We start from the raw sequence: 24,332 nt of genomic DNA on the forward strand, positions 1-24,332 counted from the left end.
TGCTGACCTCCTCCGAGGCACGGTGGAGCGCGCGACGGTGCCGATCGTTCTGACGGCGGTGACCGGGAGGGTCTGCGGGGCGCGCTCGCTGGCGGTTGTGGATGATGTGGGTACGACTCCACGACGAGTGCGCTCATCCAGTGTTGCACGATGGAACGTCTCTCGCGAGGGCATCCAGCACATTTGTCGGAGCGCTCCAACGAAACACTCAGCTCCCGACCGCTCGCTCAGTACTCGTTCGTCACCCGACCCTGGACCCCGCCCCCGCGCAGCTCGATCGTCAGCGTGCCGCTCCTGGACTGCGCCGACATCGACACTGAACCGCGCAACGCCGCCTGCCGTGGGAAGCACGCCGTCGACGACTCGATGCGGTCCGCCGTCGCCACCAGGCAGATCGTCGACCGGTCCGTCCCGATGCCGGCCCAGACGTTCCATGGGGTCTCGGCGGTCCCGCCGTCGAGCGCCCGGTTCGTGAAGACCAGTCGCGTCGTGTGCAGGCTCACGGGCGCCGCGACCGGCCCCGGCAGCTGGTCGGCGTACGTCTGCGGCACGTCGAGCAGCTGCTCGAGCGTCACCGTCCCCGCCGTCGGCGTGACGCTCGGCGCGGCTGCGACGTCGGGCTGCGCGGTCCCGACGAGCGTCCCGGCCGCGAACGCCACGCCCACCGCCGCCGCCGCGCCGCCCGCGATCCAGGCGCGTGGTCGCTCCGTCCACAGCCACCGACGCCACCGGGTGCGAGCGGTCGGCACGGCCTGGAGGCCCGGCTCGCCTCCGCCATCACCCCGCGCCTCGTCGACGTGGTCGCCCCCACCGCCGTCGGTCGGCTCCGGCGCGTCGGCTGCAGCGGGCACGGCCGCCGCGCCGGCGGGCGCGGGTACAGAAGCCGGCACTGGCCCGGCCACGGGCCCTGGACCCGACCGCGCTGCGGACGGGGCCGACGTGCGGGCCGGTCCCGGGCCTCCCGGCAGTGGATCCCGTGCCGTCGCGACCGGGCGCCTGCGCGGTCGCCGTCCGCGCTCCAGGTCCTGCAGCGCGATCCGGGCGCGCGCCGCGTCCGCCGGGCTCGACCCTGCTCCCCAGGCGACGGCTTCGAGCCGTGCCCGTTCCGCTGCCACGTCGTCGTGGGCCATGCGCACTCCCGCTCTGCCGGTCGCGTGGACAGGTCCATCGTGGCACCGCCCGGCCGTGCGCGCGCACCCAGAACGAGGGAGTAGGCGTGGTGCATGAGCACCGACCCCACGCCGCAGCACGACGCCGACGCCGACGCCGAGACCCTCGAGCCGCTGAGCCACGACACCCAGTCCGGCGAGGCCGACTACGTGGCGACCAGCCCCGGCGGGACCGGCACGGAACGCCACGTGCCGACCGCCGACGAGGAACAGGGTCGCGGCACCGAGTACGACCCGGTCGACCAGGGCCCGCAGCAGGAGGGCCAGGGCGGCTAGCGGACCACCCGGCGCAGCACGGCGCGTTCCCCGTACGTCCAGGCCGCACTCGTCACGACGTAGAGCGCGGCGGCGAGCGGTGCGATCGCCGCGAACACGACCGTGACGAACGGCACGTACCGGCCGACGGCGGCCGTCGCGGCGGCCCCGGGCGTGCCGGGCTCCGGCGCCGCCACCGGGTTCCAGTGCAGGTTCGACCGGCGGCTCAGCTCGACGACGACCGCGAGCACCGCCAACAACACCAGCACCACCCAGGCGTGCACCCACAGCGGCGACGTGAGCGTGACGATCAGGGAGTGCCCGAGCGGGACCCCGACGAACGTGGCGTCCAGCAGGGTGTTCGCGGTGCCGCCGATCGATGCATGCGTGAACAGGGCGTAGACGAGCGACACCACGGGTGCCTGCGCGAGGACCGGCAGGCAGCCGGCCAGCGGCGAGACCTTCTCGTCGGTGTAGAGCTGCTGCATCGCCCGCTGCAGGCGCTGGGTGTCGCGGCCGTACCGCTTCCGGAGCGCCGCGAGCTGTGGCGCGAGACGCCGGCGGTCCCGTTCGGCCCGCACCTGCAGCACGGACAGCGGCACGAGCACCAGGCGGACGGCGAGGGTGAGGAGCACGACGGCGATCGCCGCGGCGAACGAGCCGGCGACGGGGGACAGCGCCGCGGTGAGCGCGGCGACGAGGTCCGCGCCGCCGTGCAGCAGCGGGCCGACGAGGGGCAGGGTGGACAGGTCCATGACGGTTCCGATCGGTGGTGGGTCAGCGGGGTGCGCGTGCGGCCCGGCCACCGGTCGGTGGTCAGGCCGGGGTCGCGACCCCCGGTGCCCGCGAGCGGACGTGTCCGTCGGCGTCGGGGTGGCTCCACCCGATGCGGGTGACCAGGTCGGGCACGGCGGTCCGATCGGACATCGACGTCGATCCGACGCCGATGACGGCCGCCAGCACCGCGACGAGCAGGCGCGCGACCACCACGGTCACGGCGACCGCGGTCAGTCCGAGCGCCGCCACCGCCAGCAGGGGCAGGACCCCCGCGGCGGGGTCACCGAGCACCAGCGCGGCGGTGGCGCGGAGCACGAGCAGGACGGCGGTCATGGTCCGTTCAGCGTAACGCCCGCGTGCCGTCGAGGACCGGAAGGTGCGGCGGGGGAGGATCACGGCATGACCGCAGGTTCGCCGAGCACCCCAGCGACCGTCGCGCTCGAGGCGGCCGGGGTCCCGTACACGCCGCACGTGTACGAGCACCACGAGAGCGCCACCAACTTCGGCGAAGAGGCGGCCGCCGCCCTCGGCCTCCGCGAGGAGCAGGTCTTCAAGACCCTGGTCGTCTCGGTCGACGGCGCACTGGCGGTGGCGATCGTGCCGGTGGCGAACCGGCTCGACCTCAAGGCCATCGCCGCGGCGGTCGGGGGCAAGAAGGCGACGTTGGCCGATCCCGCCCTCGCCGAGAAGCGCACGGGCTACGTGGTCGGCGGCATCAGTCCGGTCGGCCAGAAGACCCGGCTCCGCACCGTGCTCGACGAGTCAGCACTGTCGTACGCGAGCATCTTCGTGTCCGGCGGACGTCGCGGCTTCGACGTCGAGGTGGCGCCGACGGACCTCGCGCGGATCACCGAGGCGGTCTCCGCACCCATCGCGCGGACCTGAGTCGAGTCGCCGCAAGTTCATTCCGGAACCGGGAATGACACGGTCCCTCCTGCGTTGCATTGAGTCGAAGGCACTCAAGTTCCCAGGAGGTCCCTTTGCCAGAGACGTTCGGCCCGACCGGTAGCAACGACTCGTTCGACGAGTTCCTCGCCCGCCTGCTCGCGGCACAACGCACCGGTGACCAGCAGCGCGTCCGCGCGTTCGGTCGACCGGTCGACATCACCCGGCTGCTCAGCCGCCGGACCCACGAGCTGCTCCAGCACACCGCCGAGTTCGCGCTCGCGCAGGGGCAGCGCGAGATCGACGCACTGCACATCCTGCACGTGCTCGTCCGCACCGAACCGTTCGACGCCGTCGTGCGTTCTGCCGGGGTCGACCCCCAGCGCCTCGCCGACGAGATCGAGCAGCGCCTGCCGATGGCGCACGGACCGCTCGCCGAGCAGACCGGCAGCCCTGCACTGACCGGCACCGCCCAGCGCATCCTCGTCGAGGCGACGCAGGCCGCGCGGGGCTTCGGCAGCACCTACACCGACCCCGAGCACGTCTTCTTCGCGCTCGTGACGGACCAGGAGACCGTGACCGGCCAGCTGCTCGCCAGCGCCGGGATCACCCCGCAGGTCATGCAGGCCTACGCCCAGCAGGCCGCGGCAGCAGCACGAGCGGGGCGCTCCATGCCAGGAACCGCTGCGACGACCGGAACGGCCGAGTCCGGTTCCGACAGCGACACCCCGACGCTCGACCGGTTCGGCACCGACCTGACCGAGCGCGCCCGTGACGGGCACGTCGACCCGGTGATCGGCCGCGCCGACGAGATCGAGCAGACCGTCGAGATCCTGCTCCGCCGCACCAAGAACAACCCGGTGCTGATCGGTGCGCCCGGCGTCGGCAAGACCGCGATCGTCGAGGGCCTCGCCCAGCGCATCGTCGACGGCGACGTCCCCGCCCTGCTGCAGGGCAAGCGGGTCGTCGCGCTCGACCTGCCCGGCATGCTCTCCGGCACCCGGTACCGCGGCGACTTCGAGGAGCGCCTCACCACGGCGATGGACGAGATCGCGGCGCACGCCGACGAGCTCATCGTCTTCGTCGACGAACTCCACACCGTCGTCGGCGCCGGTGGCGGCGGCGAGGGCGGCTCGATGGACGCCGGCAACATCCTCAAGCCCCGGCTCGCCCGCGGCGACCTGCACCTGGTCGGCGCGACGACGCTCGACGAGTACCGCCGGATCGAGAAGGACGCCGCGCTCGAGCGCCGGTTCCAGCCCGTCACGGTGGGGGAGCCGAACGTCGAGGACGCCGTCGCGATCCTGACCGGCCTCGCCCCGCGCTACGAGGAGCACCACGGCGTCGCCTACACGCCCGAGGCACTCCGCGCCGCGGTCGAGCTCTCGCACCGCTACGTGACCGACCGGCACCTGCCGGACAAGGCCATCGACCTCGTCGACCAGGCCGGTGCACGCCGCCGCCTCGCCCTGTCGGGCGACGTCGACGTCGAGGCACTGCGGGCCCAGGTCGCCGACCTGACCGCCCGCAAGGACAGCGCGGTCGCCGAGGAGCACTACGAGGAAGCGTCCGACCTGCGTGACGAGATCGTCGGACTGGAGGCCCGGATCACCGCCGCCTCGTCGGCGGACGCCAGCCAGACCTCCCGTCCGGAATCCGCGGACACGTCGATCACGGAAGCCGACATCGCCGCCGTGGTGTCCCGTGCCACCGGGATCCCGGTGACCCGACTCGGCTCGGCCGACAAGACGCGGCTCGCCGCGCTCGAGTCCGAGCTGCACGACCGCGTCGTCGGCCAGGACGACGCCGTGCGGGCGATCGCCAAGGCGGTTCGGCGCAGCCGGACCGGCATGGGCGACCCGCGTCGTCCGGTGGGCAGCTTCCTGTTCCTCGGACCGACCGGCGTCGGCAAGACCGAACTCGCGAAGGCCCTGGCGTCGTCGCTGTTCGGTGACGAGTCCGCCATGCTCCGCTTCGACATGAGCGAGTTCGGCGAACGCCACACCGTGTCGCGCCTGGTCGGTGCCCCTCCCGGGTACGTCGGCCACGACGAGGCCGGCCAGCTCACCGAGCGTGTCCGTCGCAACCCGTACTCGGTGATCCTGCTCGACGAGGTCGAGAAGGCCCACCCGGACGTCTTCAACCTGCTGCTGCAGGTGCTCGACGACGGCCGGCTCACCGACGGTCAGGGGCGGACGGTCGACTTCCGGAACACCGTCGTCATCATGACGTCGAACATCGGCTCGGAGTTCCTGGCCTCCCGCTCGGGAGCGCTCGGGTTCTCCCCGGTCGGTGCCACGGACGGCTTCGCCGAGGACGACCTGCGGGCCCGCGTCATGGGCAAGCTGCGCGAGGCGATGCGGCCCGAGTTCATCAACCGCATCGACGAGATCGTGCTGTTCCGCAAGCTCGACCGGTCCCAGATCGCGTCGATCGTGTCCCTGCTGCTGCAGGACACGGCGCTCCGGCTGGTCGCCCAGGACATGGTCCTGTCGGTGTCCGACGCCGCGGTCGCCTGGCTCGCCGAGCACGGGTACGAGCCGGAGTACGGCGCCCGTCCGCTCCGTCGGCTCATCCAGCGCGAGGTCGACGACCGCATCGCGACACTCGTGGTCGAGGGCGGGGTGACCGCGGGTGACACCGTGCGGATCGACGTCGAGGGTGACTCCCTGACGGCGAGCGTCGCGGAGCACGCCGCGGTCTAGTCCGCTCGCACGCACGGCGGAGGCCCGGTACCGATTCGGTACCGGGCCTCCGGCGAGCACCGTGCGTGCACCGTGCGTGCTCCGTACGTGCTCCGTCACACGGTGCGAGGTTGCCCGCACCGTGCAGGCCTGCGATCCCGCACCGAGCGCGCAGGCTGCCACCGGTCCGCAGACAGCGCACGGTGCAGCCGGCAGGCCCGGCGCCGATGCACGACGGGAACTCTGCACGCAGCCGGCGAGTCGCCACGAGAACACGAACCTCGCACCGTGATCGGCCTGTTCGGGAATGCAATTCCAGACGTTTTCCGAAAAAGGGGTTGCGCTCCGATTTGCGGTGCCGATAGTGTTCACTCGTCGCGAACGGTCGAACATTCGACCCGGACGACTCCACCAGCTCGAGACCGAAAGGGGGCCGACCATGATGATCGCAACGACCACTCCGTTCCGCGGAATCCGTGGACGCGTCGGTTCCCCGTCCCGCGTCCGCTGACCCGGAGCGTCCCACTCTCCTGACATCTGTGCCTCCGGGCACCCTGCGCTGAGCCGATCTGGCTCGTGCAGCACCGGTTCGTTCGTCCACCGAACGGCTCGACGGCACGTCGATGCGTCCCGTCCGATCTGTACGGACGACGCCGGAAGAATGTCGGTGGGCAGTGCGACGCTCTCGGTGTCGACGCGCATTCCGCGATCGTTGTCCGAACATTTCCGGACCATCCCGGAGTGCATTCTCACGCATTCAATTCTCGCTGCCCGCGATCCGGGCGGTTTCGTCATGCCCGACACCCGGGCAGCTCTGCCATGCCCTGAAGGGGATCACCGTGTCCACGAAGACCACCACCCGTCCACCCGATACCCGCGCGGTGCGCCGCCGGGTCTCACTCGCCGACCGCATCGCACTCCGCGTCGGGATGTCGCTCATCATCTGGAGCCGACGCACCCGCAAGGAGCGGCCCGAGGTCGACCTCGCCACGCTGGCCCGCCTCGAGCGGGAACGCCGACAGCGCGAGACCGACTGGATCACCCAGGGCGCCGCGATGCGGATGTGGCGCTGACCGCAGGCGCTGTCGCCAGCACTGTCGTCGGCACTGTCGTCGGCGTCACGCACGCACGGTGCGTCCTTCCGGAGCCCGTGCGGCCTGAACGGCTCGGTGCGAGGAAACAACCTCGCACCGAGCCACCTTCGGTGAACCGTCCGACGGAACCCGCACCGTGCAGCGAACGGTGGGGCCCGCACGAGGCGACCAGCCTCGCACCGTGCGCCGACGTGTCGGTCGCAGCCCGGGCCTCCCGTACCGTTGGCGGGTGACCGAAACCGCAGCTGCACTCGTCGAACGCCTCACCGCCCTCGTGCCGGACTTCCCGAAGCCGGGGGTGCTGTTCCGCGACGTGACGCCGGTGTTCTCGGACGCCGTCGCCTTCGGTCGCGTGTGCGAAGCACTCGCGGCACCGTTCGCGGTCGGGGCCGGCTTCGACGCCGTCGCCGGCATCGAGGCCCGTGGCTTCGCACTGGCCGGGGGCATCGCCGCCCAGCACCAGGTCGGTGTGCTCACGGTGCGCAAGGCGGGCAAGCTCCCCGGCGAGGTCCTGAGCGAGCAGTACACGCTCGAGTACGGCGCGGCCGAACTCGAACTGCGACCGGGTCAGCTGCCCGCAGGCACGCGGGTGCTCGTCGTCGACGACGTCCTGGCCACCGGGGGGACCGGAGCCGCGACCATCACGCTGCTCGAGCGCGCCGGCTACCAGGCGATCGGCTTCGCAGCGCTGCTCGAGCTCGACGGCCTGAACGGACGCGAGCGCCTCGAGCCGCGGCTGCCCGTCGCGACGCTCGGCGCCGTCCCGGCCTGAGCGCCGACGACCGAGCAGCGCCCGCGGCCGTCCGCACGCGAGCACGTCTCGCACTAGTCTTGACGCACCATTTCGATCGAGGAGTCCCATCATCGTGACCGAGTCAGTCGCACCCGCGCCCGCCGAGCTTCCCCAGGCACCCGAGCCCCGGACCGCGACGACGACCACGACCGGCACCGAGCTCTTCGACGGTGCGCGCGGCATCGTCGCCATCCGCGTCGACGGCGTCCTCAAGGACCTCGCGGCGGACGTGCAGGCCGGTGAGACCGCTGAGCCCGTCACCCTGCAGGAGCAGGACGGGCTCGACATCCTCCGCCACTCGGCCGCCCACGTGCTGGCGCAGGCCGTGCAGCAGATCAACCCGGACGCCAAGCTCGGCATCGGTCCGCCCGTCACCGACGGCTTCTACTACGACTTCGACGTCGCCGAGCCGTTCACCCCCGAAGACCTCAAGGCGATCGAGAAGGGCATGGACCGCATCGTCAAGCAGGCCCAGCGATTCCGTCGCGTCGTCGTCACCGACGAGCAGGCACGCGAGCTGATGGCGGGGGAGCCGTACAAGCAGGAGCTCATCGGCCTCAAGGGCGCAGCGAGCGACGGCGACTCCGGCGAGAGCGTCGAGGTCGGCGCCGGCGAGCTGACGGTGTACGAGAACGTCGACCCGAAGTCGGGCGAGGTGCTGTGGCAGGACCTCTGCCGCGGCCCGCACGTCCCGCACACCCGTTGGATCGGCAACGCCGCGAAGCTCATGCGCGTGGCCGCTGCCTACTGGCGTGGCTCCGAGAAGAACCCGCAGCTGCAGCGCATCTACGGCACCGCCTGGCCCGACAAGGACCAGCTCAAGGCGTACCTGGTGCGCCTCGAAGAAGCCGCCAAGCGTGACCACCGCAAGCTCGGCGCCGAACTCGACCTGTTCTCGTTCCCCGACGAGATCGGTTCCGGCCTGGCGATCTTCCACCCGAAGGGCGGCATCATCCGTCGCGAGATGGAGGACTACTCGCGCCGTCGGCACGAGGAGAACGGCTACTCGTTCGTCTACACGCCCCACATCACCAAGGGCGACCTGTTCGAGACCTCCGGGCACCTCGGCTGGTACAAGGACGGCATGTTCCCGGCCATGCACATGGACGAGGCACGCGACGAGGACGGCAACGTCACCCGCCAGGGCGCCGACTACTACCTCAAGCCGATGAACTGCCCGATGCACATCCTGGCGTACCGGTCGCAGCCCCGCTCCTACCGCGACCTGCCGCTCCGGATGTTCGAGTTCGGCACGGTGTACCGCAACGAGAAGTCCGGTGTCATCCACGGCCTCACCCGCGTGCGCGGCCTGACCCAGGACGACGCGCACATCTTCACCACGCAGGAGAAGATGAAGGAGGAGCTGACCACGACCCTCGCGTTCGTGCTCTCGCTCCTGCGCGACTACGGCCTCGACGACTTCTACCTCGAGCTCTCCACGAAGGACCCGGAGAAGTACGTCGGTGACGACGAGGTCTGGGACGTCGCGACGGAGACCCTGCGCCAGGTCGCCGAGGAGTCCGGGCTCGAGCTCGTGCCGGACCCGGCGGGTGCGGCGTTCTACGGCCCGAAGATCTCCGTGCAGGCGCGTGACGCCATCGGTCGCACCTGGCAGATGTCGACCGTGCAGCTGGACTTCAACCTGCCCGAGCGGTTCGGCATCGACTACACCGCCGCCGACGGCTCGCGCCAGCGTCCGGTGATGATCCACCGCGCGCTGTTCGGTTCGATCGAGCGCTTCTTCGGTGTCCTCACCGAGCACTACGCGGGTGCGTTCCCGGCGTGGTTGTCGCCCGTCCAGGTCGTCGGCATCCCGGTCGCGGCCGAGTACGGCGACTACCTCGACGAGGTCATCGCGAAGCTCCGCACGCACGGCGTCCGCGCCGAGGTCGACCACTCGGACGACCGCATGCAGAAGAAGATCCGCACGCACACCAAGGCGAAGGTGCCGTTCCAGCTCATCGCCGGTGGCGACGACCGCGACGCCGGCGCCGTCAGCTTCCGCTTCCGCGACGGTCGCCAGGACAACGCGGTGCCCGTCGACGAGGCCGTGGACCGCATCCTCACCGCGATCCGCGAGCGCACGCAGGTCTGATGACGGACCAGCGGGACCAGACGGATCTGCCGGGAGGCCCGGATCGCCCCGCGGGGACCGGTCACGTCGACGACGTGGCCGGCTCCTCGGGCCCGCTCGGGTCCGGTGCCGCGGGTTCCGGTGCAGCGGGTCCCGGGTCCGACGACGACCCGCTCGTCATCCGGGACGCCGCGACCGGCGCGGCCGTCCCCGACGCCTTCCAGCGGCTGTGGAACCCGCACCGGATGGCCTACATCGACGCCGGCCGCGAGGGCCGGGGTCGCGGGCACGACGACGACTGCCCGTTCTGCGAAGCCCCGCGGAAGTCCGACGAGGACGCCCTGATCGTGGCCCGGGGTGAGCACGCCTACGTGCTGCTCAACCTGTTCCCGTACAACAACGGGCACCTGCTGGTCTGCCCGTACCGGCACGTCCCGCTCTACGACGAGGCAACGCCGGACGAACTGCGCGAGATCGGCGAGCTGACCCAGACCGCGATGCGGGTCCTGCGCGAGGTCTCGCACTGCGACGGCTTCAACATCGGCATGAACCAGGGCGAGGTCGCCGGCGCCGGGGTGGCCGCACACCTGCACCAGCACATCGTTCCGCGGTGGCAGTCCGACGCGAACTTCTTCCCGATCATCGCCCGGACGAAGTCGATGTCGCAGATGCTCGGCGAGACCCGTCGACTCGTCGCCGACGGGTGGCCCGGGGCGCACTAGACTGGTCGGCATCATGAGCGACAGCACCAGCACCTCCGGCACCCCTGGCACCTCGATCACCGGCTCCGACCGCGTCAAGCGCGGCCTGGCCGAGATGCTCAAGGGCGGCGTGATCATGGACGTCGTCGACGCCGAGCAGGCCCGCATCGCGGAAGAAGCCGGTGCGACCGCCGTCATGGCCCTCGAGCGCGTCCCCGCGGACATCCGCGCGCAGGGCGGCGTCGCCCGCATGTCCGACCCCTCGATGATCGAGGAGATCATCGCCGCGGTGTCGATCCCCGTCATGGCGAAGGCCCGCATCGGCCACTTCGTCGAGGCGCAGGTGCTGCAGGAGCTCGGCGTCGACTACATCGACGAGTCCGAGGTGCTGTCCCCGGCCGACTACGTCAACCACATCGACAAGTGGAAGTTCACCACCCCCTTCGTCTGTGGTGCCACCAACCTGGGCGAAGCGCTCCGCCGCATCACCGAGGGCGCAGCCATGATCCGCTCCAAGGGCGAGGCCGGCACGGGTGACGTGTCCGAGGCCACCAAGCACATCCGCACCATCACCAAGGAGATCGCGGCGCTCCGCAACCTGCGCGACGACGAGCTCTACGTCGCCGCCAAGGAGCTCCAGGCCCCGATCGACGTCGTGCAGGAAGTCGCCCGCACCGGCAAGCTCCCCGTCGTCCTCTTCACCGCCGGTGGTGTCGCCACCCCGGCCGACGCCGCGATGATGATGCAGCTCGGCGCCGACGGCGTGTTCGTCGGTTCCGGCATCTTCAAGTCCGGCGACCCGGCGGCCCGTGCCGCTGCGATCGTCAAGGCCACGACCTTCCACGACGACCCCAAGGTCATCGCCGAGGTCTCCCGTGGTCTGGGCGAGGCGATGGTCGGCATCAACGTCGCCGACGTCCCCGCACCGCACCGCCTCGCCGAGCGTGGCTGGTAGTCCGACGAGCGGTGCTCGGCCCCGCGTCGGGGTCCTGGCGCTGCAGGGTGACTTCCGGGAGCACATCGCCTCGCTGACCGAGCTCGGCGCCGACGTGGTGCCACTCCGTCGTCCGGAGGAGATCGGGACCCTCGACGGTGTCGTGATCCCCGGGGGCGAGTCGAGCGTGATGGACAAGCTGTCCCGCGCCTTCGGGGTCGCCGAGCCCCTCGCCGACGCCATCCGTGGTGGGCTTCCCACCTACGGCACCTGCGCCGGGATGATCATGCTGTCGTCGCGGATCACCGACGGCATCAGCGGGCAGCAGACCCTCGACGTGCTCGACACCACGGTGCGGCGCAACGCGTTCGGTGCGCAGAACGACTCGTTCGAGATCGACATCCCGATGCCCGACCTGGGCGAGGCACCGGTGCACGCGGTGTTCATCCGCGCCCCGGTGGTCGAGCAGCGCGGTGACGACGTCCACGTCCTCGGCGCCCTGCCGGACGGCCAGGTCGTCGCAGTGCAGCAGGGCAACGTCATCGCGAGTGCGTTCCACCCCGAGGTCGCTGGCGAAGACCGCTTCCACCGCCGGTTCCTGGACCTGGTCCGCACCGCCTGACCGCGGGAGCACGGCGACGCCGAGCACCGACAACGGAGCACCGAGCACCGAGCACCGAGCACCGAGCACCGAGCGAAGACCCCTGGCCGTCGGTCAGAGGACGCCGAGTGCCGTCGCGACCTGCAGGCCGACGGCGCCCACCGCCCCGGTGGCGAACACGCCCGCGAGCACGGCATCCACCACGGCCCGCGGTCGGCGTCGTCCGTCGTCCGCGCGCAGGAGCTCCGCCGAGTACCGGAGCACGAACACCCGCGCGGCGAGCAGGAGCGGTACCGACCAGGCTGCCCAGGTGGCGACGGACGGCGCCGACAGTGCGACGTGGAGCCAGGCGGCGAGGGCGGCCAGGCCCCCGAGGAGCGCTCCGGTCCGGTCGCTGTCGTCTTCTCTGCGGCGTCCCCGTTCGGCGACCGGTCCGGCCCACAGCCCCGATCGCTCCTGCGTCCGCCGGAGGGCGATCGTGATCGCGCTCCGCGCGGCCGACTCGAGCAGGAGGGCGACGGCGAGGACCGCGACGAGCGCGGCGGCAGCGTCGCCGTCCGGTGGCACGATCCCGGCGAGCAGCACCACCGCGACGACGGTGCCGACGATCCACGTGACGGCCGTCAGCACGAGGACGACCGGCACGAGCGGGATGCGGCGCACGGTCCGGCGGAGGAGGCCGCGGGGGAACGCCACGAACGAGCCCACCTCGACCACCAGCACCCAGAGGGCCCCGACTCCGGTCACGCCCCAGCCGAGCGTCTTCGTCACGACGTTCGCGCCGCCCCCCGCCGCGACGTGGGCGCCGAGGACCGAGGCGAGCAGCAGCCAGGTGACGACCGCCACCGGGATGGACACGAGGTTCCAGACCCCGTGGTCCACGCGGCGGAGGGCCTCCCACGACCTCGGGTGCTGCGCGAGCACCTGCGCCGCGTTGGCGACCCGCCCCGGCGCAGACAGCACCGATCCCGCCGCGAGCATCACCCACTCGTCGTTTGGATCGAGTTCGAGGGCGCGATCCAGTGCGGCGGTCGCCCGCGCCCGGTAGGTCTCGTCCGTCCAGGCCAGGGCACGGTAACAACCGGCGGCGTCAGCGAGGAGAACGGCGTCGTGCGGGGCCAGTTCGAGTGCCCGGTCGAGGGCGGCCGCGGCCCGCGGCACGTCGGCGAGGGGCCAGATCTGCTCCTCGGTGATGGTGCGCTTGGCCCGGGACCACCGGGTGTACGCGAAGGCCCAGAGCAGGTGCGCCTGCGCCCAGTCGGGGCTGCGTTCGAGCAGGCGGTCGGCGGCGCGCTTGGCCTCGACCCGCTCCTTGGTCTCGAGGAGTGCGTTGATCCGGGTCCACATCGCGCCGGCGTGCTCGGGGTCGATGGCCAGCGCGCGTTCCGCCGCGACCCGGCTGGACGCGTGGTCGTGCCGCGCCCGTTCGGCTCGGGCGAGGCTCGCCCAGAGCCGCACGTCGTCCGGTGCGTCGGCGACCGCCGCCGTGAGCACCGTCCTCGCCTCGTCGGGACGCCCGAACCCGAGCAGGGCGTCCGCGCGTTCGACGACGACGTCGACGGCGTCCACCATCAGAGCTCGCGCTCCTCGCGCAACCACTCGGCCATGTCGTCGTACTCGCCGCTGCTGTTCGAGTACTCGGCCACGTTCCGGGCGGCCTGCACCCAGGGGCCGATGGAGGGCTTGACCTCCTTGAGGGCGTCGCGCAGGTCGGGCATCCGCACCGGTCGCACGGCACCGGACCGGATCGAGTCGGTCATCGCCTTCTCGGCAGCGGTCGTGACGAGGTGCTCGAGGTCGGCGCCGGAGAACCCACGGGTCCGTCGGACGAGGTCCTGGAGGTCGATGCCCTCGATCGGACGCTTCTGCAGGTGTCCTCGGAGGATCGCCTCACGGGCGTCCTCGTCCGGTGGGCGGACCAGGACCATCCGGTCGAACCGGCCCGGGCGCTTCAGCGCGGCGTCGACGTCCCACGGGTGGTTCGTCGCGGCGAGCACGTAGACGCCGTCGTTCTGCGAGTCGACGCCGTCCATCTCGACGAGGAGCTGGTTCACCACGTTCCGGAACGACGACGACGTGTTGCCGCTGCGCTTCCCGCCGATCGCGTCCATCTCGTCGAAGAACAGCACCGCGGGGGCGTGGCGCCGTGCCTCACGGAAGACGCGGTGCACGTTCTTCTCGCTCTCGCCGATGAACTTGTCGAGCACGTCCGTCAGCGTCACGGACAGGAAGTGCGCACCGAGCTCGCCGGCGATCGCGCGGGCCAGGAACGTCTTGCCGCACCCGGGCGGCCCGTACAGGAGCAGGCCCCCGCGGAGCTGCTTGCCGAACGCGGCCGCGATCTCCGGGTGCGCCATCGGCTGCAGGAAGGACTCGTCGATCCGGCGCTTCACGGCCTCGAGGCCACCGACGTCGGCGAGTCGGACGGTCTCGCGCCGGACCTCGACCACGGGGTCGGCGTCCTCGGGCACGGCTGCGACCGTCTCGCCGTCCTCGGTCACCGCCCGCTCGAGGAACGGCGCTTCGGTCGGGTCGGCGATCGACCGCTCCAGCGCCGACCAGTCGATCCCGTCGCCGTGCGTCGGCGTCGCCGGGGCCGCCGTCGGCTCGCCGCTGCCGTCCTCGCCCCCGCCGTCCTCGCCGCTCCCGTCCTCGCCGGGGCTCTGCGGACCGACAGCTGGTGAGGCCGCGGCGGCGAGGGCGGACGCCCGCACGATCCCGGCGGCCTGCTCGTCGTCCGGTGCCTGCTGCAGCACGGTGCTCGCCTGCTCGATCGCCTCGCCGTGCCGCCCGGCGTCGGCGAGCAGTTCGGCGTACCGCAGGCGCAGCGCGCGGTCCTCGGGCAGCGCGGTGACGGCCGCGGCGAGTGCGGACAACGGATCGGTCATGCGTCCCCCCTGGTGGTTCGTTCCCTGCCGGACCATCGTAGGGCGGTGGACGCGACCGCCCACCGGATCCGCGCCGGCATGACGGAGCCGCGCCGTGCCTCCAGGCCGGTGGACGGCCCGTGGGCCGCTAAACTGAGCGGGACTTTCCGCAATACGCAAGGAGAACCGTGTCCGGGCATTCCAAGTGGGCAACGACCAAGCACAAGAAGGCCGTCATCGACCAGCGCCGTGCCAAGTCGTTCGCCAAGCTGATCAAGAACATCGAGGTCGCCGCGAAGATGGGCGGTGCCGACATGTCCGGCAACCCGACCCTGGTCGACGCCGTGCAGAAGGCGAAGAAGACCTCGGTCCCCAACGACAACATCGACCGCGCCGTCAAGCGCGGTGCGGGTCTCACGGGCGAGACCATCGAGTACACGACGATCATGTACGAGGGCTACGGCCCGAACGGCGTCGCGATGCTGATCGAGTGCCTCACGGACAACAAGAACCGTGCGGCGGCCGAGGTCCGGACCGCGATGTCGCGCAACGGCGGCACCATGGCCGACCCGGGCAGCGTCGCCTACAACTTCTCGCGCAAGGGCGTCATCTCGGTCACGAAGACCGACGGCCTGGACGAGGACACCGTGATGACCGCGGTGCTGGACGCCGGCGTCGAGGACGTCATCGACCAGGGCGGTGGCTTCGAGATCATCACCGAGGCGAGCGACCTGGTCGCAGCCCGCACGGCACTGCAGGACGCCGGCATCGACTACGACTCCGCCGACGCCGAGTTCGTGCCCGGCCTGAAGGTCCCGGTCGACGCCGAGACCGCCCGCAAGGTGTTCCGTCTGATCGACGCGCTCGAGGACTCGGACGACGTGCAGAACGTCTACTCGAACTTCGACATCCCCGCGGACGTCCAGGCCGAGCTCGACGAGGACGAGGGCGAGTAGCCGTGCTCCGTGTGCTCGGGGTGGACCCCGGGCTCACCCGGTGCGGCGTCGGCGTCGTCGAGGTCGCACCGAACCGGCGCGCACGACTCGTCCACGTGACGGTCGTGCGCACCCCGCCGGACATGCCGCTCGAGCAGCGGCTGCTCCGGATCGCCGACGGCATCGCCGCCGAGATCGACGAGCACCACCCCGACGCGGTCGCGGTCGAGCGGGTGTTCGCGCAGGCGAACGTCCGCACGGTGATGGGCACCGCGCAGGCGGCCGGCCTGGCGCTGCACGCCGCGGCGGCCCGCGGCCTGCCCGTCGGGCTGCACACCCCGTCCGAGGTCAAGGCCGCCGTCACCGGCTACGGCAACGCCGACAAGCGGCAGGTCCAGACGATGATCGCGCGCGTGCTCGGACTCGACGAGGCCCCGAAGCCGGCCGACGCCGCCGATGCGCTCGCGTTGGCCGTGTGCCATGCCTGGAGGCTCGGATCACCCGACGCCGCCGGCTCGCGTGCCACGAACCTCACCCCGGCACAGCGTGCCTGGCGGGACGCCCAGGGCGGCACCACCGACTCGCCGCTCGCCCGCGCGGCCGCAGCCGCGGCCCGCCCGCAGCGTGGCAGGTCCGCGTCGTCGGTGGGCGGCCCTAGGCTCGGAGCATGATCGCGAGTCTCCGGGGCACCTGCATCGACATCGCCGGCTCGGCCGTGGTGGTCGAGGTCGGGGGAGTCGGGTACGCCGTCACCGTGACCCCTGCGCACGCACTGACCATGCGCCACGGGTCCGAGGTGTTCGTGCGGACCGCGATGATCGTGCGCGAAGACGAGCACCTGCTCTTCGGCTTCGAGTCGACCGACGCGTTGCAGGTGTTCGACCTGCTCCGCGGGGTGTCCGGCGTCGGCCCGAAGTCCGCGATGGGCGTCCTGGCCCACATGGACCCGGCGCAGATCGCGAACGCCGTCGCGAACGAGGACGACGGCGCGTTCCGCAAGGTCTCCGGCATCGGCCCGAAGACCGCCAAGCTCATCATCGTCGCGCTCTCCGGCAAGCTCGTGGCCTTCGAACAGGCCGCCGTCGTCGCCGCGGCGCGAGGGACCGCAGTGCACCCCGCAGCGGTCGACGTCGTCTCGGCGCTCATCGGCCTCGGCTGGCGTGAAGACGCTGCACAGGCCGCCGTCGACGACGCCGTCGCCAACGAGCCAGGCGCCGCCGCGATGGGCACCCAGGCGCTGCTCCGCGCCGCACTCGGCGCCCTGCGACCCGCGGCAGCCGGCCGATGAGCGGCATCACGTCCGCCGGTGCCGAGTCGCAGGAGGAACTCGCGTTCGAAGGCGCGCTCCGTCCGCGCTCGCTCGACGAGTTCGTCGGGCAGCGCAAGGTCCGCGGGCAACTCGACCTGCTCCTCAAGGCCGCCGGCATGCAGGAGCGCACGCCCGACCACATCCTGATGGCGGGTCCTCCCGGCCTCGGCAAGACCACGCTCGCGATGATCGTCGCGCACGAGACGGGGCGCCCGCTGCGGATGTCGAGCGGCCCGGCGATCCAGCACGCCGGTGACCTGGCGGCCGTGCTCTCGTCGCTCGTCCCCGGCGAGGTCCTGTTCATCGACGAGATCCACCGGATGGCCCGCTCGGCAGAAGAGATGCTCTACCTGGCGATGGAGGACTTCCGCATCGACGTGATGGTGGGCAAGGGCGCGGGTGCCACGAGCATCCCGCTCGACCTCGCGCCCTTCACGCTCGTCGGGGCCACCACGCGGGCCGGCCTGCTGCCGAACCCGCTGCGGGACCGCTTCGGGTTCACCGCCCACCTGGAGTTCTACGAGAAGGACGAGCTCGAACAGGTCCTGATCCGCGCGGCGCACCTGCTCGAGCTCGACATCGACCGGACCGCCCTGCGCGAGATCGCCGGGCGTTCCCGCGGCACCCCGCGCATCGCGAACCGCCTGCTCCGTCGGGTGCGCGACTACGCGCTCGTGCACCGCACCACCGACGGCATGGCGGCGGTCCAGGGCGCCCTCGACCTGTACGACGTCGACGAACTCGGGCTCGACCGGCTCGACCGCGCCGTGGTCGAGACCATGCTGACCCGGTTCGACGGCGGACCGGTCGGTCTGAACACCCTCGCCGTCTCCGTCGGCGAGGAGTCCGAGACGATCGAGTCGGTCGTCGAACCGTTCCTGGTCCGGGTCGGTCTCGTGACCCGCACGCCCCGTGGGCGCATCGCCACACCACGTGCCTGGCGGCACCTCGGCCTCACCCCGGGGCAGGCCGACGGCGGGCAGCCGGGGCTCTTCGACGACCCGGACACCGACGACTGAACGCCGATCAGTCGAGTGACATGCCACGGACACCGGCGTGCCCTAGACTGCTACGGCCCGAAACCGAGCAACCAGAGAAGGCAACGCATCATGGGTCAAGAAGTCATCCTCATCGTCATCGTCGTGGCGTTCGCAGCCTTCATGTTCTACAACAGCCGCAAGCGCAAGAAGCAGCAGGCCGAGCTCGTGGACAAGATGGTCCCCGGCGCCAAGGTCATGCTGTCCTTCGGCCTGTACGGCACGCTCCTCTCCGTGAACGAGGAGAAGGTCACCGCTGACGTCGAGATCGCACCGGGGACCGTCGTCACCGTGCACCGTCAGACCCTGTCGCGCGTCGTCGACGACAACGCGTCGGACGTCGAGACCACCACGACCACCGAGGACGAGCCGAAGCCCGTGGCCGAACTCAACGGTGAGCCGGTCTACGGCGAGCGTGCCGAAGAGACCGACGCCACGAAGCGCAAGTCCGACGACTGACGCCCTCGGCCGCCGGGTCGTCTGATCCGGCGGCTTCCTCTTGCCGTCGCACGGTGTGCCGACGGTCCTGAACAGAAAGACGAGACGACCGGTGGCACGATCGACACCCGTCAAGAAGGCGCTGCGCTCGCTCACCTGGTTGGTGATCCTGATGGCGATCCTCGCCGGCCTGAACACCGCCGCGTCGATCCTCGCCGGCTCTTCGAAGGACGACACCGACAAGTGGTACCAGGGCGCGAGCTGGGTACCCGAGCTGGCTCTGGACCTGCAGGGCGGCACGCAGCTGACCCTCGCGGCGCAGAACACCGAGGGCGACTCCGTCACCTCGCAGCAGCTGCAGCAGGCGGTGAACATCATCCGCCAGCGCATCGACGCCACCGGTGTCTCCGAGTCGGAGATCAACACGCAGGGCGCGAACAACATCGTCGTCTCGATCCCGGGTCGCCCCGACAAGGCCACCATCGACCGCATCGAGGCCGCGGCCAAGCTGACGTTCCGGCCCGTCCTGTACACCGAGGCTGCGACCAACTCCGCTGTCGGTGACGACGGCAAGGGCACCGCATCGCCGACGCCGTACTCGCCGCCCGCCTCGCTCGCGGCGACGCCCAGCGCGAAGCCCACGAACGCGAGCGACCTGAACTGGGTCACGCCGAAGCTGCAGGACCTTTACACCAACTACAACTGCGCAGCACCGGGCGACGTCACCACCGCGCCCGACGACGAGCCCCTGGTCACCTGCGACCAGGACGGCGCCGGCAAGTACATCCTCGGCCCGGTCGAGGTGTCCGGCGCCGACATCAGCAACGCCACCTCGGGGCTCGCCACCGACTCGCAGGGCACGTCGACCGGCCAGTGGGCCGTCAACCTGACCTTCAACGGTGAGGGCTCGAAGGACTTCCGCACGGTCACCAACCGTCTCGTCTCGCTCCAGCAGCCGCAGAACCAGTTCGCGATCGTGCTCGACGGTTCGGTCATCACCGCACCGACGACGAACTCCGCGATCACGAACGGCAAGGCGCAGATCAGCGGCAACTTCACCGCCGAGTCCGCCAAGACCCTCGCCGACCAGCTCAAGTACGGTGCGCTGCCGATCAACTTCCAGGTGCAGTCGAACGAGAACATCTCGGCGACACTCGGTACCGCGCAGCTCATCGGTGGCCTCGTCGCCGGTCTGATCGGTCTGATCCTCGTGATCATCTACTCCGTGATCCAGTACCGCGCCCTGGCGTTCGTCACCGTGCTGTCGCTCGGGATCGCCGCCGTGATCACGTACCTCGTGATCGCGATCATGTCGTGGCGCGTCGACTACCGCCTGTCGTTGGCAGGTGTGGCGGGCCTGATCGTCGCGATCGGCATCACGGCGGACTCGTTCATCGTCTACTTCGAGCGCATCCGTGACGAACTCCGTGACGGCCGTGCCCTCGAGAGCGCGGTCGAGTCCGGCTGGAAGCGCGCGCTGCGCACGATCCTGGCGTCCGACGCGGTGAACTTCCTCGCCGCCGTCACCCTGTACGTGCTCGCGGTCGCCGACGTGAAGGGCTTCGCGTTCACGCTGCTGCTCACGACCCTCATCGACATCGTGGTGGTCGCACTCTTCACCCACCCGATGATGCAGCTCATCGCCCGGACCCGGTTCTTCGGGGACGGCCACCGGTTCAGCGGGCTCGACCCGGCAGCACTCGGTGCCGTCTACCGGGGGCGTGCGCAGTTCCGCGCACCCGTCGTGGACGGCAAGCGCCAGCGCAGTGCCGGTGAGGCGCAGCGCCGACAGACGATCGCGGAGCGGAAGGCCCAGCAGGCCTCCGGCGACAACGGCTCGACGCCGGACGGGAAGGACGACTGATGGCCAGCTTCAGCCAGTTCGGCAGCGACCTCTACACGGGGAAGCGGTCGTACGACATCATCGGGCGCCGGAAGACCTGGTACCTCATCGCCCTGGCGATGATCGTGATCTCGCTCGTCACGCCGTGGCTGCGTGGCGGGTACCAGCTCGGCATCGAGTTCACCGGCGGCTCGGAGTTCACGATCTCCGACGTCAAGTCGCTCGACCAGAGCATCGCGACCGACACGGTCGAGAGCGTCGTCGCCGACACCATCCCTCGTGTCTCGCAGCTCGGCACGCACGGCATCCGCGTGCAGACCGGGCAGCTCACCGACGCCCAGACGACCGACGTGCAGGACGCCCTGGCCAAGGCCTACGACGTCCCGGAGCGCCAGGTCGCCGCGACCTTCATCGGCGCGACGTGGGGTGCCGACGTCCTCGCGCAGGCCATCCGTGGTCTGGTGATCTTCCTGGCCCTCGCCGCGGTCTTCATGACGCTGTACTTCCGCACCTGGAAGATGTCACTCTCCGCGATGGCGGCGCTGCTGCACGACCTGCTCATCACGGCGGGCGTGTACGGCATCGTCGGGCTCGAGGTGACGCCCGCGGCGGTGATCGGCTTCCTGACGATCCTCGGGTACTCGCTCTACGACACCGTGGTGGTCTTCGACAAGGTGCGCGAGAACACCGCGCAGGAGTCGATCCGCACCTTCAAGCAGTCGGTCAACCTCGCGGTCAACCAGACGCTCGTCCGATCGATCAACACCTCGGTCGTGGCACTGCTGCCGGTGGCGGCGATCCTCTTCATCGGATCGTACGTGCTCGGCGCCGGCACCCTGCGTGACATCTCGCTCGCACTGTTCATCGGCATCATCGTCGGCACCTACTCGACGATCTTCATCGCGTCGCCGATGTACGCGCAGCTGCGCGAGAACGAACCGAAGATCAAGGAGTCCGACGCCAAGAAGACCGCGGCGGCCGAGAAGCGCCGGCGCGAGGTCGACGCGGCAGAGGCGAGCGTCTGATGCCCATCGAGATCCAGCAGATCGACGTCGCCGAGGCCCAGCGCCGCATCGATGCCGGGGCCCGGCTCTACGACGTGCGTGAGCAAGGGGAATGGGACGAGGTCCACGCTCCGCAGGCCACGCTCGTGCCGATGTCCGAGTTCGTGGACCGCTGGCAGGAGATCGACGGCGGTGACCAGCCGGCCATCATCGTCTGCCACTCCGGCGGCCGGTCCTCGCGCATCGTCGCGGCGCTCGAGCAGTCGGGTGTCCCTGCCGTCAACCTGTCCGGCGGCATGCTCGCCTGGGAGCAGGCGGGGGCACCGGTGGAGCGCGACGCCCAGGGCGAACCGCGTCACGGGCACTGACCGGGGACGCGTAGTCTTGTCGGATCGAGCTCGGATCGAGCTCTCGGACCGAGTCCTGGGAGGCGCATCATGACGGACACCCGCGAAGAGCCGTCCGCGCCGAGCCGCCCGGGCTCCGCCCCGCAGCCCTCGAGCCCGATCGGTCCGAACACCACCGGCAACCTCGGTTCCCTCCGCTCGCTGCTGCCGCGCCTGTTCTCGCGTGCGCAGCCGGCCGGTGCGGTGGACACCCTGATCCGCACGGTCCGGTCGCACCACCCCAAGGCCGACGTGACCCTCATCGAGCGCGCCTACTCGGTCGCCGAGCGCGCGCACGACGGGCAGAAGCGCAAGTCCGGTGAGCCGTACATCACGCACCCCGTCGCGGTCGCGCAGATCCTGGCCGACCTCGGCATCGGGACGATCACCATCGCTGCAGCGCTCCTGCACGACACCGTCGAGGACACCGACTACCAGCTCGACCAGCTGCAGGTGGACTTCGGCGACGAGATCGCGATGCTCGTCGACGGCGTCACCAAGCTCGACAAGGTCAAGTACGGCGACAGCGCGCAGGCCGAGACCGTCCGCAAGATGGTCATCGCGATGTCGAAGGACATCCGCGTCCTCGTCATCAAGCTCGCCGACCGCCTGCACAACGCCCGCACCTGGGGCTTCGTCGAGTCCGCGTCTGCCACGCGCAAGGCGAAGGAGACGCTCGAGATCTACGCGCCCCTCGCGCACCGGCTCGGCATCCAGATGATCAAGCTCGAGCTCGAGGACCTGTCGTTCGCGGTCCTGCACCCGAAGCTCTACGTCGAGATCGACAGCCTGGTCAAGGAACGCCAACCGAAGCGCGAGCAGTTCGTCCAGAACGTCATCGGCACCCTCAAGAAGGACCTGAAGGCCGCCAAGGTCCGCGGTGACGTGATGGGTCGGCCGAAGCAGTACTACTCGATCTACCAGAAGATGATCGTGCGGGGTCGTGAGTTCGACGAGATCTACGACCTCGTCGGCATCCGCGTCCTCGTGCCGACCGTCCGCGACTGCTACGCCATGCTCGGCTCGGTGCACGCGCGGTGGACCCCGCTGCCCGGTCGCTTCAAGGACTACATCGCGACCCCCAAGTTCAACCTGTACCAGTCGCTGCACACCACGGTGCTCGGACCGCAGGGCCGCGCGGTCGAGATCCAGATCCGCACGCACGAGATGCACCAGCGTGCCGAGTTCGGTGTCGCCGCCCACTGGAAGTACAAGCAGCGCGCTGCCGGCCGTGACGCCGGCACCTCGTCCACGACGGACGACCAGGACATGGCGTGGCTCGCCCACATCACCGACTGGCAGGCCGAGACCAGCGACCCGGGCGAGTTCCTCGATTCGCTCCGGTACGAGATCGGCGCCAAGGAGACGTACGTCTTCACGCCGCAGGGCAAGGTCATCGGTCTGCCCGCCGGCGCCACCCCGGTCGACTTCGCCTACGCCGTCCACACCGAGATCGGCCACCGCACGATGGGTGCGAAGGTCAACGGCCGCCTGGTCCCGCTCGAGAGCCAGCTCTCCAGCGGTGACGTGGTCGAGATCTTCACGTCGAAGAACCCCGACTCCGGCCCCTCGCAGGACTGGCTGCAGTTTGTCCGCAGCCCCCGCGCGCGCAACAAGATCAAGCAGTGGTTCACCAAGGAGCGCCGCGAAGAGGCGATCGAGCAGGGCCGCGACGCCATCGCGCGTGCGATGCGCAAGCAGAATCTGCCGCTCCAGCGCATCATGAGCCAGGACAGCATCGCCGAGGTCGCCTCGTCGATGCGCTACGAGGACGTCTCCGCACTGTACGCCGCCATCGGCGAGGGCCACGTCTCGACCCAGTCGGTGATCGAGAAGGTCCTCGGGAACGTCCAGACCGAGACCGAGGCCGACGAACCCGAACTCGCGTTCCCCCGCCAGGTCACCAGTCGCCAGCTGCGCACCAGCGACAGCGGCGTGCTGGTCCGCGGGGCGCCCGACATCCTCGTCAAGCTCGCGAAGTGCTGCACCCCGGTGCCGGGCGACCAGATCGTGGGCTTCATCACTCGTGGCCAGGGCGTCTCCGTGCACCAGTCATCGTGCACCAACGTGAAGTCGCTCATGAACGAGCCCGACCGGATGATCGAGGTCGAGTGGGCCCCGTCGTCGAAGTCGGTGTTCCTGGTGCAGATCCAGATCGAGGCGCTCGATCGGTCTGGCCTGCTCAGCGACGTCACCCGAGTGCTGACGGATCACCACGTGAACATACTGTCCGCGACGGTGTCGACCTCGTCCGACCGCCTGGCGCTCAGCCGGTTCGTGTTCGAGATGGGTGACACCATCCACCTCGACCGCGTGCTCAACGCGGTGCGTCGCATCGACGCCGTCTACGACGTCTACCGCGTCAGCGCCGGCTAGTACCGGAGCAGGGCCCAGCGCCTCCCGGTCCGTTTCTTGGACGGTCACGACTCGTCGATTGCGGCCCCGCCGACCGACAGGTCGTGACCACTCGGCGGACGCGAGCGGGGCGTCCTGACCGCCCGCAGGCACCGGACCGGAGGCGCGCGGCGGCACCGACCCGCTCCTTC

The 24,332-nt window shown here is 70.6% G+C and carries 23 protein-coding genes; 18 read left to right on the forward strand and 5 right to left on the reverse strand.

What is annotated here, in order from left to right; translation table 11 throughout:
* Positions 1 to 227: 227 nt before the first annotated feature.
* Positions 228 to 851, reverse strand: a complete 624-nt coding sequence (locus ASF75_RS02485) for a hypothetical protein (RefSeq protein ID WP_056068639.1) — start codon at positions 849 to 851, stop codon at positions 228 to 230.
* A gap of 372 nt (positions 852 to 1,223) precedes the next feature.
* Here ASF75_RS02485 and ASF75_RS02490 point away from each other — a divergent pair, with 372 nt between their 5' ends.
* Positions 1,224 to 1,445 carry a hypothetical protein gene (locus ASF75_RS02490; protein ID WP_042537189.1) on the forward strand — a complete coding sequence of 74 codons (222 nt, stop codon included), beginning with the start codon at positions 1,224 to 1,226 and terminating at the stop codon, positions 1,443 to 1,445.
* Here ASF75_RS02490 and ASF75_RS02495 read toward each other — a convergent pair.
* On the reverse strand, positions 1,442 to 2,179 hold the full coding sequence (locus ASF75_RS02495; RefSeq protein ID WP_056068643.1) for a YidC/Oxa1 family membrane protein insertase: 738 nt from the start codon (positions 2,177 to 2,179) through the stop codon (positions 1,442 to 1,444). The genes ASF75_RS02490 and ASF75_RS02495 overlap by 4 nt on opposite strands.
* A 61-nt stretch (positions 2,180 to 2,240) precedes the next feature.
* A complete protein-coding gene (locus ASF75_RS02500; protein ID WP_017887369.1) occupies positions 2,241 to 2,534 on the reverse strand; it encodes a hypothetical protein in 294 nt (97 codons plus the stop codon).
* A gap of 66 nt (positions 2,535 to 2,600) precedes the next feature.
* Between ASF75_RS02500 and ybaK the strand changes: the two genes are divergently transcribed.
* The 8 genes from ybaK to pdxT all read left to right on the forward strand — a co-directional run bounded on the left by ybaK (position 2,601) and on the right by pdxT (position 11,988).
* Complete coding sequence (gene ybaK, locus ASF75_RS02505; protein ID WP_042537191.1) at positions 2,601 to 3,086, forward strand: Cys-tRNA(Pro) deacylase; 486 nt, start codon at positions 2,601 to 2,603, stop codon at positions 3,084 to 3,086.
* Positions 3,087 to 3,181: 95 nt separating this feature from the next.
* Positions 3,182 to 5,791: an ATP-dependent Clp protease ATP-binding subunit gene (locus tag ASF75_RS02510; protein ID WP_056068645.1), complete on the forward strand. Its 2,610-nt coding sequence runs from the start codon at positions 3,182 to 3,184 to the stop codon at positions 5,789 to 5,791.
* An 818-nt stretch (positions 5,792 to 6,609) separates the two neighbouring features.
* Complete coding sequence (locus ASF75_RS02515) at positions 6,610 to 6,843, forward strand: hypothetical protein (RefSeq protein WP_156155268.1); 234 nt, start codon at positions 6,610 to 6,612, stop codon at positions 6,841 to 6,843.
* 250 nt (positions 6,844 to 7,093) lie between these two features.
* The gene (locus ASF75_RS02520; protein ID WP_056068647.1) at positions 7,094 to 7,636 is read left to right on the forward strand and encodes an adenine phosphoribosyltransferase; all 543 of its coding nucleotides are present in this window, start codon (positions 7,094 to 7,096) and stop codon (positions 7,634 to 7,636) included.
* 94 nt (positions 7,637 to 7,730) lie between these two features.
* A complete protein-coding gene (gene thrS / locus ASF75_RS02525) occupies positions 7,731 to 9,752 on the forward strand; it encodes a threonine--tRNA ligase (RefSeq protein WP_200942663.1) in 2,022 nt (673 codons plus the stop codon).
* A complete protein-coding gene (locus ASF75_RS02530) occupies positions 9,752 to 10,453 on the forward strand; it encodes an HIT family protein (RefSeq protein ID WP_235517485.1) in 702 nt (233 codons plus the stop codon). The genes thrS and ASF75_RS02530 overlap by 1 nt, the downstream gene beginning before the upstream one ends.
* A gap of 13 nt (positions 10,454 to 10,466) precedes the next feature.
* Complete coding sequence (gene pdxS / locus ASF75_RS02535; protein WP_017887361.1) at positions 10,467 to 11,387, forward strand: pyridoxal 5'-phosphate synthase lyase subunit PdxS; 921 nt, start codon at positions 10,467 to 10,469, stop codon at positions 11,385 to 11,387.
* Complete coding sequence (gene pdxT, locus ASF75_RS02540) at positions 11,377 to 11,988, forward strand: pyridoxal 5'-phosphate synthase glutaminase subunit PdxT (protein ID WP_042537197.1); 612 nt, start codon at positions 11,377 to 11,379, stop codon at positions 11,986 to 11,988. The genes pdxS and pdxT overlap by 11 nt, the downstream gene beginning before the upstream one ends.
* 93 nt (positions 11,989 to 12,081) lie before the next feature.
* Here pdxT and ASF75_RS02545 read toward each other — a convergent pair whose 3' ends face one another.
* Positions 12,082 to 13,539, reverse strand: coding sequence for a tetratricopeptide repeat protein (locus tag ASF75_RS02545; RefSeq protein WP_056068649.1), 1,458 nt, complete (start codon positions 13,537 to 13,539; stop codon positions 12,082 to 12,084).
* The gene (locus tag ASF75_RS02550) at positions 13,539 to 14,855 is read right to left on the reverse strand and encodes an AAA family ATPase (protein WP_056068651.1); all 1,317 of its coding nucleotides are present in this window, start codon (positions 14,853 to 14,855) and stop codon (positions 13,539 to 13,541) included. Before ASF75_RS02550 ends, ASF75_RS02545 begins: the two co-directional genes overlap by 1 nt.
* 167 nt (positions 14,856 to 15,022) lie before the next feature.
* On the opposite strand from ASF75_RS02550, the gene ASF75_RS02555 reads away from it, so the two are divergent.
* From ASF75_RS02555 to ASF75_RS02595, 9 genes are all read left to right on the forward strand, one after another.
* Positions 15,023 to 15,790, forward strand: a complete 768-nt coding sequence (locus ASF75_RS02555; protein WP_017887357.1) for a YebC/PmpR family DNA-binding transcriptional regulator — start codon at positions 15,023 to 15,025, stop codon at positions 15,788 to 15,790.
* 2 nt (positions 15,791 to 15,792) lie between these two features.
* Entirely contained in the window at positions 15,793 to 16,440 is a 648-nt protein-coding gene (gene ruvC / locus ASF75_RS02560; protein WP_017887356.1) for a crossover junction endodeoxyribonuclease RuvC, read from the forward strand.
* Positions 16,437 to 17,057 (forward strand): Holliday junction branch migration protein RuvA, encoded by a 621-nt coding sequence (gene ruvA / locus ASF75_RS02565; protein WP_017887355.1) that lies wholly within the window; start codon positions 16,437 to 16,439, stop codon positions 17,055 to 17,057. Before ruvC ends, ruvA begins: the two co-directional genes overlap by 4 nt.
* Positions 17,054 to 18,097: a Holliday junction branch migration DNA helicase RuvB gene (ruvB, locus tag ASF75_RS02570; RefSeq protein ID WP_017887354.1), complete on the forward strand. Its 1,044-nt coding sequence runs from the start codon at positions 17,054 to 17,056 to the stop codon at positions 18,095 to 18,097. The genes ruvA and ruvB overlap by 4 nt, the downstream gene beginning before the upstream one ends.
* A gap of 90 nt (positions 18,098 to 18,187) precedes the next feature.
* Positions 18,188 to 18,574: a preprotein translocase subunit YajC gene (locus tag ASF75_RS02575; RefSeq protein ID WP_056068653.1), complete on the forward strand. Its 387-nt coding sequence runs from the start codon at positions 18,188 to 18,190 to the stop codon at positions 18,572 to 18,574.
* A 91-nt stretch (positions 18,575 to 18,665) separates the two neighbouring features.
* Positions 18,666 to 20,417, forward strand: coding sequence for a protein translocase subunit SecD (gene secD, locus ASF75_RS02580; protein ID WP_017887352.1), 1,752 nt, complete (start codon positions 18,666 to 18,668; stop codon positions 20,415 to 20,417).
* Entirely contained in the window at positions 20,417 to 21,421 is a 1,005-nt protein-coding gene (gene secF / locus ASF75_RS02585; RefSeq protein ID WP_056068655.1) for a protein translocase subunit SecF, read from the forward strand. The genes secD and secF overlap by 1 nt, the downstream gene beginning before the upstream one ends.
* Positions 21,421 to 21,768 (forward strand): rhodanese-like domain-containing protein, encoded by a 348-nt coding sequence (locus ASF75_RS02590; protein WP_017887350.1) that lies wholly within the window; start codon positions 21,421 to 21,423, stop codon positions 21,766 to 21,768. The genes secF and ASF75_RS02590 overlap by 1 nt, the downstream gene beginning before the upstream one ends.
* Positions 21,769 to 21,837: 69 nt before the next feature.
* A complete protein-coding gene (locus tag ASF75_RS02595; RefSeq protein ID WP_235517487.1) occupies positions 21,838 to 24,162 on the forward strand; it encodes a RelA/SpoT family protein in 2,325 nt (774 codons plus the stop codon).
* Positions 24,163 to 24,332: the final 170 nt, after the last annotated feature.

Origin of the sequence: Curtobacterium sp. Leaf154 (genome assembly GCF_001424595.1) — a bacterium.
Taxonomy (GTDB): Bacteria; Actinomycetota; Actinomycetes; order Actinomycetales; family Microbacteriaceae; genus Curtobacterium; species Curtobacterium poinsettiae.